Below are 12,166 nucleotides of genomic sequence, written 5' to 3' on the forward strand. Positions count from 1 at the left end.
GCTGCGCCAGGGCTTCAAGCGCGAGTCGGCCTACAGCAGCGCCGGCCGCGTCGACGGCACGAAGCGCGCCTCGTCGGGATGCAGCATCCAGCGCTCGACCACCTCGAGCAGCTGGCGCACGAGCACCGGCTTGGTCAGGAAGTCGTTCATGCCGGCCGCGAGGCAGGCGGTGCGATCTTCGGCGAACGCGTTCGCCGTCAGCGCGACGATCGGCACGTGCTCGCCGTAGGCACCGACCGCGCCGGCACGGATCAGCCGGGTCACCGCGAGGCCGTCCATGTCGGGCATCTGCCAGTCCATCAGCACCAGGTCGAACGCATGTTCGCGCAGCAGCGCCAATGCGTGGCCGCCATCGTCGGCGGTCAGCACCTGGTAGCCCGCGCCGCGCAGCATCGAGCCGACGATCAACTGGTTCGTCGGGTCGTCCTCGACGACCAGCACGAGCCCGGCCGCGTCGGGTTCGTGCGCGGCGTCCGCACCGCTGCCGGCACCCGCGCCGAAGCCGACACCCAGGCGGCTCACCAGCGCACCGCGCAGCACCGGCTTCAGCAGCCCGCGCGGCAGCCCGAAGCGAAGCCGCGCACCGCCGTCGGCCGCATCGGAGCGATTCATCTCGACCAGCCGGCCGGCATCGATCCAGTCGCCGGCGCACTCGAGCAGCGCGCCGCACGCGTCGGCATCGGTCGCGACGAGCAACCACGGCAGCGCTTCGCCGCGCGGCGCCCTCGCGCGCCACGCGTGCAGGTCGGCCGGTGCGCGGATGCGCTCGCCGTGGCAGCCGCAGCGCGTCAGCAGTGCCGCGAGCGCGTCGGCGCTGGCGCCATGCGGCTCGAAGTACAGCACCTGGTGACCGAGCGGCGCCGCGCCGACGATGTGCGTGGCCGGCGCGAGCAGTGCGATCTCGAAGCTGAAGGTCGATCCTTCGCCCGGCGCGCTGCGCACCGCGATGTCGCCGCCCATCGCGCGCACGAGGCGGCGCGAGATCGCCAGGCCGAGGCCGGTGCCGCCGAAACGGCGCGTGGTGGCCTCGTCGGCCTGCCGGAACGGCTCGAAGATCTCGTCCTGCTTGCCGGCCTCGATGCCGATGCCGCTGTCGCGCACGGAGATCCGGACGCGGCCCGGCCCGGTGCCGACCGAGGCGCGCATCACGACCTCGCCGTGCGCGGTGAACTTCACCGCGTTGCCGAGGATGTTCAGCACGACCTGGCGCAGCCGCATCGCATCGCCGTTGCACCACACCGGCAGCTCGGGGTCGATGACGCCGCAGACCGCCAGGCCCTTCGCGCGCGCGGCGACGGACGCCGTTGCGAGCGCCGCCTCGAGGCAGTCGGCGAGGTTGAAGTCCTCGCACGACACCGGCAGTTCGCCGGCTTCGATGCGCGACACGTCGAGCACGTTCTCGATCAGGCCGAGCAGGTTGATGCCGCTGCTGCGCACGATCTCGACGAGGTGCGCCTGCTCGTGCTCGGCACCGGACTGCTGCAGCAGCTGCGCCGCACCGATCACCGCGTTCAGCGGCGTGCGCAGTTCATGGCTCATGTTCGCGAGGAAGCTGGTCTTGGCACGCGACGCGCTCTCGGCGCGCTCCTTCTCGCGCCGCAGGTCGCGCGTGCGTTCGGCGACGCGCGACTCGAGCGTCAGCACCGCGGCCTCGAGCGATTGATCGCGCGCCTGGAGCTCGTCGAGCATGCGGTTGAATGCGCCGACCGCGTGGCCGACCTCGTCGTCGTCGCCGTCGCCGGCGAGGCGTCGCGAATAGTCCTTCTGCTGCGCGATCGCGCTCGAGGCGTCGGCGAGTGCCGCGACCGGGTCGGTGATGTGCCGCGCGGTCCGGCGCGAGACCGCGAGCGCGAGCGCGAGGCCGAGCGTCGTTCCGCCCAGGATCGCGCCGAGCTGCCGCGCCAGGCTGCGGTACACGCTGTCCAGGCTCTGCCGCAGCTCGACCCGGCCGAGCGCTTCGCCGTCGGCGCCGATCGACTGCTCGACGACGAGATCGTCGCCGAGGATGCGCCCGGACGCAGGCGCCGGCGAAGCGCCCGCCGGCCCGGCGTAGCGCGCGACCTGACGGCCGTTCCTGTCGTACACGGTCGCCGAGCGCACGTCGGAGCGGGCGCGCAGCATGCCCAGTGTGTCGTGCGCCGCTTTCGGGTCGTCGAACGCGAGCGGCACCTCGAGCGCGTACGCAAGGGTGCCGGCGAGCTCGGTCGCCTCGGCGCGCACGCGCGCCGGCTCGAACCAGACACCGGCGGCCACCACCGCCGCGACGCCGAACACCGCCGTCGTGCCGGCACACAGCGCGAGCAGCAACGCGAGCCGCACGCGAAGCGGGAGGCGGCTGCGCCGCGGCCAAGCCATCGGCTACTGCCTCACCTGACGCGCCAGCTTCAGCACGCCGGGGTTCACGCCGAGCCCCGCCTCGCGCAGCGCGAGCAGGTTGAAATCGAAGCGCAAGGTGTTGTCGACGTGGACGATCTCGACCATGCCGCCATCGTCGACGAAGCCGTCCTGCGTGCCCACCGTGAAGGTCGGCTCGGTGCCGAGCCGTCTGAGCAGCTGGTCGGCGCGCAAGGCGCCGCTGTCGTCGATGAACACGACGTGGCACTGCTTCGCGATCGAGCGCGGATTCATCAGGGTCTGCACCGGGCGGGCACCGATCGAGGTCTCGGCCTGGCTCTGGAACGCGCGCTCGACCGTCGGGCTGTTCGAGAACACGCACAGGCGCAGCGGCGCGGTCTCGCTCTCGAACATTGCCGCCGGCCATTGTACGAAGCGGGCCAGCGTCGCGACGAGCTTCGCCTTCGCCCCGGCATCGCCACCCAGCGACTGCGCATGCGCGCCGCCGAGAACGGCCGCCAGCGCGCACCCGAGCAGTGCGCGTCGAACGCCGCACCGGCGCCGGTCGCGGGCCAGCGACATGGTCAAAAGGCCCAGCCCAGCTGGAGCCTGAACTCGCGCCCATCCTGACGGAGCGAGTCCTGCGCGAGTTCGGGGCCGACCGGGTCCGCGTGGTGTTCGTCGCCGAGGTTGTAGACCCCGAGCGCCACCGACCAGGGGCGCCCGGCCGGCGCATAGCTCAGATGCGCGTTGACGCGCAGGTAGCCGCTGAGCTCGGCGCCGGAGCGCGTCGTGCGACGGCTGACGTATTGGCCGTTGAGGCCGACGGTCGCGCCGGCGATCGGGCCGGGGGTCGTCCAGCTCAGCTTCAGCAGGGTCTGCGGCGCACCACTGAGGCGTACGCCGCTGTCCTGGTCGATCGCGCGCTGATGCGACCAGCTCGCGCGCAGCTGCGCGCCGCCGGCCAGCACCAGCGTGCCGGTCAGGTCGACCCCGCGCGAGCGCAGCTCGCCGCGATTGGCGAAGACGTTGAGACCATCGGCATCGGTCGTCAGCTCGACGAGGTCGCGGATGCGGAACGCATAGGCCGAGGCCTCGAAGGTCAGGGCCGGCGTCGGCCGCCAGATCGCCGCGAGCTCGTGCGAATCGAGCGATTCGGCCTTCAGCGACGGATTCACCTTCTGCGTGTCGTCGACATAGAAGCGCTCGAACGCGTTCGGCTCGCGGAATGCGCTGCCCTGGGTCCACTTGAGGGTCCACGCCGGCGACGGGGTCCAGATCGCCGCGAGGCGCGGCGAGGTGCTGACGTGGCCGTCGATGCGCCAGTCCGCGCGCGCGCCGATGTTCAGCAGCACCGACGGCGTGACTTGCCACTCGTCGCTCGCGAAGGACGCGTGGCGCGACGAGCTGATGTCGAAGTCGGTCTGCAGTTGCGGCTGCGGCGAGATCGTCTGCAAACGGATCGACTGCCGCAGGTTGCGCTGGAACTCGAAGCCCGCGCTCAGCCGGTGGCCGACCCAGCGCAGCCATGAATAGCGGATCTCGCCCGAAACGGCGTCGGCATCGTCGGCTTCGGTTCCGACGCTCGGGCCGTCCGTTGTCGGCGTGATGCTGCGGTTGCGGAACTGATAGCGCTCGGCGCCGAGCCGGGCATGCAGCTCCTGATCGAAGCCCCAGCGCCGGGTCATGTCGACGTTGACGAACGCGAAGCGATCGATCCACGGATTCGGCGCGTTGAACTGCGTCTCGTACGAGGCGGTCGGGATGTCCTTGATGCGCTCCGAGACGCCGCCGGTGACGGTCAGCTCGGTCCAGCGCGCCTTGACGAACAGCTTGCTCGCGCGTTCGCCGTCGTTGCGATGCGCGATGCCGTGGTTCGTCTCGGGGCTGTCGTACTCGGCGAAGTAGAGGTCGTGCCCGGGCCGCCGTTCGGCCGCGTAGCCCAGCAGCACGCGGCTGCCGGCGAGCTCGCCACCCCAGGTCGCGGCGAGCTTGCGGTTCAGGTCGGTGCCGAGCTCCAGCGTCGTGCGCAGGCCCGGCAGCTGCGACGGCGTGCGCGTGATCACGTTGACGACACCGAGCACCGCGCTCGAGCCGTACAGCGCCGAGCCCGGGCCCGGCACATATTCGACCCGGTCGATCAGCCCGACATCGAGCGGGAACTCGCGGCCGAGCGGGCCGCCTTCGTAGAGTGCGTCGTTGATGCGCGCGCCGTCGATCATCACCAGCAGGCGCGAATTGAAGTCGCCCGGGCGGTTGATGCCGCGCACGCCGGCATACACGTAGGCGCGGTCGTTCTGCAGGTGGATGCCCGGCATGCTCTCGAGCACCTCGGCCAGCGTGCGGTAGCCGTGCGCGCGAATCTCGCCGCCGGTGCGCACGACGACCGCCGCCGGCGCACGCTCCAGGTCCTGCGTGTGCTTCGAGGCGCCGGCGGAGCGGCCGTCGCCGTACACGGGTTGCGCCAGCACGCCCTCGAGGTCGACCAGGCCCGCCGCCGCGACGCCTTCCTCGGGGGACGGGTTCGCGCGCACGACGCCGGCGGCCCCCGCGCCCGCGACGACGGCCAGCGCGAGCACCCGCGCGAGTCGCCGCAGATGCGCCGCGATCGACAGGAAAACATGACGAGGAGGCAGCGGCATCGGCGAGAGGGCTCAATTTCCTGAACCCCGATTTTCCCGGCCGGGTCGCGAACCCGATCGATCGAATACCGCCACGAGTGCCTGCCAATCGCGCACGCACGCGTGCGCCGGGCCGCTCTCTTTCGCGTTCAGCGTGGCCGCATCTTCGCGGCGGCGGCAGCGACGCTGTCGGTGAGCAGCCGCATCACCTGCGAGTCGAGCCGCCAGTGTTGCCAGAACAGCGGCACCTCGAGCGCCTTGCCCGGCACCAGCTCGACCAGTTCGCCGCGCGCCAGCAGCGGCGCGACGAGCAGGTCCGGGTTCATGCCCCAGCCGATGCCTTGCACGGCCGCATGGATGAAGCCGTGCGTGCTCGGCACATGGTGCTGCGGCGGCTGCAGCGTGCGCCGCGTCAGACCGCGCAGGAAGCGCGCCTGCAGCGCATCCTTGCGGTCGAACACGTTGCACGGCGCGCGCGCCAGCGCCGCGGCGTCGACCCCGCCGGCGAAGTGCCGCCGCATGAACGCCGGGCTGGCCACGGCGAGGTAGCGCATCGCACCGAGGCGCAGGACGCTGCAGCCCTGCACCGCGCGCGGGTCGGCGGTCACTGCCGCCATCACGCGGCCCTGGCGCAGCAGCTCGCTCGAGTGGTCCTGGTCCTCGACGAGCAGGTCGAAGCTGACGGCGTGCGCATCGTGCACCGCGGCCAGCGCCGGCGCGAACCAGGTCGCGAGCGAGTCGGCATTCACCGCGATCGCCAGCGGCAGCCGCGCGCCGGGAGGCTGCGGGCCGAGCGCGCCACGGCCACCGCGCTCGGGTGCGGCGACGAGGCCGAACGGCGCCAGCGCCTGCGCCTCGAGCAGCTGCAGCTGCTGCGCGTGGCGCTGCAGCGCCTGCCCGGCCTCGGTCGGCGTGCAGGGCGCGCCGCGCCGGATCAGCACGCGGCCGAGCCGCTCTTCGAGCAGCTTGATGCGCTGGCTCACCGCCGACGGCGTGACGTGCAGGCTGCGGGCAGCGGCTTCGAAGCTGCCTTCGCGCAGCACCGCGGCGAACGCGGCGAGCTGTCGGGAATCGATCTGCATGAAGAAATTCTAATCATGGATCAATTTCTTTAGCTGGATCGATCCAATCTCCGGCGCTACGCTGGCCGCATGGACCTTGGCATCCTGACGAAGGGCTTCGCGACCTCGGCGGCGCTGATCGTCGCGATCGGCGCGCAGAACGCGTTCGTGCTGCGCTGCGGGCTCAGGCGCGAGCACGTGCTGGCGGTCGTGCTGGTGTGCGCGCTGTCGGACGCGCTGCTGATCACGCTCGGCGTCGCCGGGCTCGGCGCGCTGGCGCAGCGCAGCCCCGCGCTGCTGGCGATCGCGCGCTATGGCGGCGCGGCCTTCCTGATCGGCTACGGCGCGCTCGCGGCGCGCCGCGTGCGGGGTCGCGAGGCGATGGTCGCGGCCGCCGACGAACCGCTGACCTTGCCGGCCGCGCTGGCCGCGTGCCTCGCGTTCACCTACCTGAACCCGCACTGCTGGCTCGACACCGTCGTGCTGCTCGGCGGCATCGCGAGCCAGCAGCCGCCGGCGGCGCGCGCCGCGTTCGGCGTCGGCGCGGGCGCCGCGAGCTTCGCCTGGTTCTTCACGCTCGGCTTCGGCGCGCGCGCGCTGCATGGCGTGTTCGCGCGGCCGCTCGCGTGGAAGGTCCTCGACGCGCTGGTCGCGCTCGTGATGTGGGGCATCGCCGGCTCGCTGCTCGTCGGCCGCTGACCAAAAAAACGGCAGCCGAGGCTGCCGTTGGCTTGAACGCTCAATACCGCGTCACTTGATCTTGACCCAGGCCCATTCGAGCCAGTTGTCGGCGCGGTGCACGACCTCGACGTTCGCGCGCATCGACCACGGGATGAACTGGCGGTGCAGCGGGATGTGGTGCACCTGGTCGTTGTGCTCCTTGATCGCCGCCTTGATCAGCGCCTCGCGCTTGACCGGATCGGCCTCCTTGCTCGACTGCGCGGCGAGCTGATCCATCTTCGGGTTGTTGACCTGGCCGTAGTTGAACTGGCCGATGGCGCCCGCACGGGTGCGGTAGATCGGCGTGAGGGTGGTCTCGGCGTCCGTCGTGGAACCGCCCCAGCCGAGCATGTACATCGAGGTGTCGAGGTTACCGAGCTTGGCGAAGTAGACCGAGCGCGGCATCGTGTTGACGCGCACTTTCAAGTTCAGCCGCGCCCACATCGAGGCCAGCGTCTTGCAGATCTCCTCGTCGTTGACGTAGCGATCGTTCGGGCAATCGAGCGTGAACTCGAAACCCTCGGCGTAGCCGGCCGACGCGAGCAGCTTCTTCGCGGCGTCGAGGTCGAACGGCAGGCGCTTCTCGAGCGCCGGGTCGTTGTAGGTGCCGATCGACGAGACCATTACCGCCCCGGTCGGTGCCGCCAGGCCGCGCATCAACTTGGTCTTGATGCTCTCCTCGTCGACGGACTGGTACAGCGCCTGGCGCACGCGCTGATCCTTGAACGGGTTCTTGCCCTTGACGCTGCTGTAGAGCAGCTCGTCGCGGCCCTGGTCCATGCCGATGAAGATGATGCGGTTCTCGGGGCCGTCGATCACCTTCACGCCGGGCGTGTTGCGCAGGCGCGGCGTGTCGGTGGGAGGCGGGTCGAGCACGAAGTCGAGTTCGCCCGAGATCAGCGCGGCAACACGGGTCGAGTTGCTCTTGATCGGCGTGTAGATCACGTCCTGCACATTGCCTTCGGGCTTGCCCCACCAGGCCGGGTTGCGCTTGTAGACGGTCTTCACGTCGGGCTGACGCGAGACGACCATGAACGGGCCGGTGCCGTTCGCGTTCAGCGCCGCGTAGCTCTGCTCGCCGGCGTTGAAGTTCTGCGGCTTGGTGACGTTGTTCTTCTCGCACCAGGCCTTGCTCATGATGAAGACGGCGTTGGCGTGCTGCAGGAAGATCGGGTTGACGTCCTTCAGGTTGAACTCGACGGTCAAGGCGTCGATCTTCTTCGGCTCGCCCATCGCGGTGGCGTAGGCCTTGATGTCCGAGCCTTCTGCGGTAGCACGCTTGACGGAGAACACCACGTCGTCGGCGGTGAACGGCGTGCCGTCGTGGAACTTGACGTTCGGCCGCAGCTTGACCGTCCATTGCAGCGGGCCGGTCTGCTTCCATTCGGTCGCCAGCATCGGCACGATGCCGAGCTGCTTGTCGCGCCCGGTCAGCGTCTCGTAGACCTGGCCGTTCAGCGAGTTGGTCAGCGACTCGTTGCGCGAATCGGGGTCGAGCGTCTGCAGGTCGCCCTGCGAGGCCCAGCGCAGCGTCTGGGCCTGCGCGCTCGCCGCGCCGAGGCCCAAGGCCAGCGCGGCGGCGGCGATCACCGCTGAGGAAGCACGTTTCATCTCTTTGGCTCCGGCAAATTGGAAAACCGGCAGTTTAGGGCCGGCGTCACGCGCGGCGGGGGCAGGGAAAACCTGCCCGCCGCGCTCGCCGCGAGCGAGCAAGTTTCAGGCCGCGGGGCCGGCCTGCGGCGCGTAGCCTTCTTCGGCCAGTGCCGCGCGGAACGCCTGCGCGTCGTGGCTGGAGCCGTCGATGCGCAGTCGCTGCGAAGCCAGGTCGATCTCGACCGTGGCGGCCGGGTCGACTTCCTTCACGGTGCGCGTGACGGTCTTGACGCAGTGACCGCAGGTCATGGTCGGGAGCGTGAGTTCGATCATCGGGTGGCCCGTTCGTGGTTCGGATTCGATAGTGTCGACCTTGCCACGATGTCAAGGTCAAGTCGCATGGACAATCGCAGCACCGATTTGACCTTGCCATGATGTGAAGGTCTAGGCTTGCTCTCATGAACACGACGACCGCCCTCCCCACCACCTCGCTGCGCATCGACGGCATGACCTGCGCCTCGTGCGTCGCGCGGGTCGAGCGCGCGCTGCTGAAGGTGCCGGGCGTGCAGCGCGCGTCGGTCAACCTCGCGACCGAACACGCCGAGGTCGTCGGTGCGGCCGGCATCGACGCGCTGCTGAACGCGGTGCAGCGTGCCGGCTACGACGCGCATGACGTGCCCGCCGCGCGGCCCGAGGCACCCTCGCCGCCCGCCAGCGCGTGGCCGGTCGGCCTGGCCGCGCTGCTCTCGGTGCCGCTGCTGCTGCCGATGGGGGTCGCCCCGTTCGTCGCGAACCCGCACGCCTGGATGCTCGACGGCTGGCTGCAGCTGCTGCTCGCGACGCCGGTGCAGTTCTGGCTCGGCGCGCGCTTCTACCGCGCCGGCTGGGGCGCGCTGCGCAACGGCAGCGCGAACATGGACGTGCTGGTCGCACTCGGCACCTCGGCCGCCTACGGCCTGAGCGTGTTCGAACTGCTGCGCGGCGACGCGATGGCGCCTCTCTACTTCGAATCGGCCGCGGTCGTGATCACGCTGGTGCTGTTCGGCAAGTGGCTCGAGGCCCGCGCGAAGCGCGCGACGACGGCCGCGATCCGCGCGCTGAACGCGCTGCGCCCGGCCACCGCGCGCGTGCGGCGCGACGGCGTCGAGCACGAGGTGCCGACGGCCGCGCTCGTCGTCGGCGACGCCGTCGTCGTGCGCCCCGGCGAGCGCGTGCCGGCCGACGGCCGCGTGCTCGAGGGCGCGAGCCACGTCGACGAATCGCTGCTCACCGGCGAGAGCCTGCCGCTCGCAAGGCACGTCGGCGATGCGGTGACCGGCGGCTCGATCAACGGCGAGGGTCTGCTGCTGGTGCGCGCGACGGCGGTCGGCGCCGAGTCGGCGCTCGCGCGCATCGTGCGGCTGGTCGAGAGCGCGCAGGCGGGCAAGGCGCCGATCCAGCGGCTTGTCGACCGGGTCAGCGCGGTGTTCGTGCCGGTCGTGCTCGGGCTGGCGCTGGTCACGCTGCTCGGCTGGGGCCTGGCGCGCGGTGACTGGCCGGCCGGCCTGATCGACGCGGTCTCGGTGCTGGTGATCGCCTGCCCGTGCGCGCTCGGCCTGGCGACGCCGGCGGCGATCATGGTCGGCACCGGCGCGGCCGCACGCCTGGGCATCCTGATCAAGGACGCGCAGGCGCTCGAACTCGCGCAGGCCGTTCGCAGCGTGGCGTTCGACAAGACCGGCACGCTGACCGAGGGACGCCCGACGCTGGTCGCCGCACAGCCCGCCGACGACTCGGGCTTGACCCGCGACGCGCTGATCGCGCTCGCCGCGGGCCTGCAGGCCGGCAGCGAACACCCGCTGGCGCGCGCGGTGCTGGACGCGACGACCGGACCGATCGAGCCGGTGCGGGCGCTGCGGGCGCTGCCCGGCCGCGGCCTCGCCGGCGAGCTCGGCACGCGCAGCCTGCAACTCGGCAGCGCGCGCCTGATGCGCGAGCTCGGGCTGCCCGGCGCCGTGCTCGACGCCCAGGCCGCGGCATTCCGCGCCGACGGCCGCAGCGTGTCGTGGCTCGCGCAGGTCGACCCCGGCGGCGGCGCGCGATTGCTCGGGCTGCTCGCGTTCGGCGACGCGATCAAGCCTGGCGCGGCGGCCGCACTCGCCGAGCTGAAGCGCCTGGGCCTGCGCACGCTGCTGGTCAGCGGCGACTCGCACGGCGCGGCCGCGGCCGTCGGCCGCGCGCTCGGCATCGACGACGTGCGCGCCGAGGTGCTGCCAGGCGACAAGGCCGCGCTGATCGAATCGCTGAAGGCCGACGGCCGGGTCGCGATGGTCGGCGACGGCATCAACGACGCACCGGCGCTGGCCGCGGCCGATGTCGGCATCGCGATGGCGGGCGGGCTCGCCGACGTCGGCGGGCGGCCCGGCGGCAGCGATGTCGCGATGCAGGCGGCCGGGATCACGCTGCTGCGCGGCGATCTCGCGCTGGTGGCGCGAGCGATCGCGATCTCGCGCGCGACGCACGCGAAGATCCGCCAGAACCTCTTCTGGGCGATGGCCTACAACGTCGTCGGCATCCCGCTCGCGATGCTCGGCCTGCTCAGCCCGGTGGTCGCGGGCGCGGCGATGGCGCTGTCGAGCGTCAGCGTGGTCGGCAACGCGCTGTGGCTCGCGCGCTCGATCCGCAAGGAGGCGCGATGAACATCGGCGAAGCGTCGAAGCAGTCGGCGGTGTCGGCGAAGATGATCCGCCACTACGAGAGCCTGGGCCTGCTGCCGAAGGTCGCGCGCACCGAGGCCGGCTACCGCCAGTACGACGCGCCGGCGGTGCACACGCTGCGCTTCATCCGCCGCGCCCGCGACCTGGGTTTCGGCACCGGCGAGATCGCGAACCTGCTCGCGCTGTGGCGCAACCGCAAGCGCGCCAGCGGCCAGGTCAAGCGCATCGCGCTCGCACACGCCGCCGACCTGCAACAGCGTATCGCCGCGATGCAGGCGATGCAGCGCACGCTCGAACACCTGGCCCACTGCTGCGCCGGCGACGAACGGCCGGACTGCCCGATCCTGGATGACCTGGCGGGGGAACACTGACGGCCAGAAGAAAGGCCGCTGGATCGCAGCGGCCTCGGGCGGGGTGGTGTCGGTCAGCGAAAGCGCGATTGCGGCACCGTCTTCAGCTCGGTCGGCAGCGACGCGAAATACTTCGCGAGGATCTTCGCCTCGTCGTGCGTGAACGGCCGCGCCATGCCCATCATGATCGCATTGTTGCGGCCGACGAGCGGGTTCTTGTCGGTCTGGTATTCGCGCAGCGCGACATAGAGGTAGTCGGGGTGCTGACCGGCGAGCTTCGGGTAGCTCGGGTCGATCGGCGCCGAGAAATTCGCGCCGTGGCACGACGCGCAATTGCCCTTCGCGAGCAGCGCGGCGACGTCGGCCGGCACCGTGCCGGACAGCGCGGCGGGCACCGGCTCGGACTTCGCTTCGGTCGAGTAGAACGCCGCGAGGTCGGCGATGTCCTGGTCGCTCAGCGACGCGGCGACCGCGTGCATCGTCGGGTGCTTGCGGTCGCCCTTCTTGTACTGCGTCAGCGCGGACGCGATGTACTTCGCGTTCTGGCCGGCGATCATCGGCACGCGGTAGACCTCGGGGAAGCTCGCCTTGTAGTCGGGGATGCCGTGGCAGCCGATGCACATCGCCGCCTTCTTCTCGCCGGCCTGCGCGCTCTGCGCCAACGCACTCGGCGACAGGCTCATCGTGCCCAGCAAGGTCACCAGCGCGATCATCGAACGGACGAGGTTTTTCATGGTTCCAGCAGGCGGAGTGGCGGCGCGTTTGTGGGTCAGCCGGCGATTATAGGGGGC

10 protein-coding genes are annotated in these 12,166 nt (G+C 71.2%); 3 read left to right on the forward strand and 7 right to left on the reverse strand.

Annotated elements, in window-relative coordinates:
- Window positions 1-30 precede the first annotated feature (30 nt).
- The 4 genes from AC1DTW_RS02435 to AC1DTW_RS02450 all read right to left on the reverse strand — a co-directional run bounded on the left by AC1DTW_RS02435 (window position 31) and on the right by AC1DTW_RS02450 (window position 6,037).
- Window positions 31-2,355, reverse strand: a complete 2,325-nt coding sequence (locus AC1DTW_RS02435) for an ATP-binding protein (protein ID WP_477978761.1) — start codon at window positions 2,353-2,355, stop codon at window positions 31-33.
- Between the two features lie 3 nt (window positions 2,356-2,358).
- Window positions 2,359-2,916: a YfiR family protein gene (locus AC1DTW_RS02440; protein ID WP_477978763.1), complete on the reverse strand. Its 558-nt coding sequence runs from the start codon at window positions 2,914-2,916 to the stop codon at window positions 2,359-2,361.
- A gap of 2 nt (window positions 2,917-2,918) precedes the next feature.
- Entirely contained in the window at window positions 2,919-4,976 is a 2,058-nt protein-coding gene (locus tag AC1DTW_RS02445; protein ID WP_477978765.1) for a TonB-dependent receptor plug domain-containing protein, read from the reverse strand.
- Between the two features lie 128 nt (window positions 4,977-5,104).
- Window positions 5,105-6,037, reverse strand: a complete 933-nt coding sequence (locus AC1DTW_RS02450; protein WP_477978767.1) for a LysR family transcriptional regulator ArgP — start codon at window positions 6,035-6,037, stop codon at window positions 5,105-5,107.
- 69 nt (window positions 6,038-6,106) lie between these two features.
- Between AC1DTW_RS02450 and AC1DTW_RS02455 the strand changes: the two genes are divergently transcribed.
- Entirely contained in the window at window positions 6,107-6,715 is a 609-nt protein-coding gene (locus AC1DTW_RS02455) for a LysE/ArgO family amino acid transporter (protein WP_477978769.1), read from the forward strand.
- Window positions 6,716-6,766: 51 nt separating this feature from the next.
- Here AC1DTW_RS02455 and AC1DTW_RS02460 read toward each other — a convergent pair whose 3' ends face one another.
- Complete coding sequence (locus tag AC1DTW_RS02460; RefSeq protein ID WP_477978771.1) at window positions 6,767-8,347, reverse strand: ABC transporter substrate-binding protein; 1,581 nt, start codon at window positions 8,345-8,347, stop codon at window positions 6,767-6,769.
- Between the two features lie 105 nt (window positions 8,348-8,452).
- Window positions 8,453-8,662, reverse strand: a complete 210-nt coding sequence (locus AC1DTW_RS02465) for a heavy-metal-associated domain-containing protein (protein WP_477978773.1) — start codon at window positions 8,660-8,662, stop codon at window positions 8,453-8,455.
- Window positions 8,663-8,787: 125 nt separating this feature from the next.
- Here AC1DTW_RS02465 and AC1DTW_RS02470 point away from each other — a divergent pair, with 125 nt between their 5' ends.
- Together AC1DTW_RS02470 and cueR are read left to right on the forward strand one after the other, a co-directional pair.
- Window positions 8,788-11,007 carry a heavy metal translocating P-type ATPase gene (locus AC1DTW_RS02470; protein ID WP_477978775.1) on the forward strand — a complete coding sequence of 740 codons (2,220 nt, stop codon included), beginning with the start codon at window positions 8,788-8,790 and terminating at the stop codon, window positions 11,005-11,007.
- Window positions 11,004-11,396, forward strand: coding sequence for a Cu(I)-responsive transcriptional regulator (cueR, locus tag AC1DTW_RS02475; RefSeq protein WP_477978777.1), 393 nt, complete (start codon window positions 11,004-11,006; stop codon window positions 11,394-11,396). The genes AC1DTW_RS02470 and cueR overlap by 4 nt, the downstream gene beginning before the upstream one ends.
- Before the next feature lie 53 nt (window positions 11,397-11,449).
- On the opposite strand, the gene AC1DTW_RS02480 is transcribed toward cueR, so the two are convergent.
- On the reverse strand, window positions 11,450-12,109 hold the full coding sequence (locus AC1DTW_RS02480; RefSeq protein WP_477978779.1) for a c-type cytochrome: 660 nt from the start codon (window positions 12,107-12,109) through the stop codon (window positions 11,450-11,452).
- Window positions 12,110-12,166 lie beyond the last annotated feature (57 nt).

The sequence above is a fragment of the Rhizobacter sp. P5_A1 genome (assembly GCF_056400745.1).

Bases quoted from the DNA above. Each gene is read 5' to 3' on its own strand.
- AC1DTW_RS02435 (WP_477978761.1), bottom strand. From the start codon at position 2,355: ATGGCTTGGCCGCGGCGCAGCCGCCTCCCGCTTCGCGTGCGGCTCGCG.
- AC1DTW_RS02440 (WP_477978763.1), bottom strand. From the start codon at position 2,916: ATGTCGCTGGCCCGCGACCGGCGCCGGTGCGGCGTTCGACGCGCACTG.
- AC1DTW_RS02445 (WP_477978765.1), bottom strand. From the start codon at position 4,976: ATGCCGCTGCCTCCTCGTCATGTTTTCCTGTCGATCGCGGCGCATCTG.
- AC1DTW_RS02450 (WP_477978767.1), bottom strand. From the start codon at position 6,037: ATGCAGATCGATTCCCGACAGCTCGCCGCGTTCGCCGCGGTGCTGCGC.
- AC1DTW_RS02455 (WP_477978769.1), top strand. From the start codon at position 6,107: ATGGACCTTGGCATCCTGACGAAGGGCTTCGCGACCTCGGCGGCGCTG.
- AC1DTW_RS02460 (WP_477978771.1), bottom strand. From the start codon at position 8,347: ATGAAACGTGCTTCCTCAGCGGTGATCGCCGCCGCCGCGCTGGCCTTG.
- AC1DTW_RS02465 (WP_477978773.1), bottom strand. From the start codon at position 8,662: ATGATCGAACTCACGCTCCCGACCATGACCTGCGGTCACTGCGTCAAG.
- AC1DTW_RS02470 (WP_477978775.1), top strand. From the start codon at position 8,788: ATGAACACGACGACCGCCCTCCCCACCACCTCGCTGCGCATCGACGGC.
- cueR (WP_477978777.1), top strand. From the start codon at position 11,004: ATGAACATCGGCGAAGCGTCGAAGCAGTCGGCGGTGTCGGCGAAGATG.
- AC1DTW_RS02480 (WP_477978779.1), bottom strand. From the start codon at position 12,109: ATGAAAAACCTCGTCCGTTCGATGATCGCGCTGGTGACCTTGCTGGGC.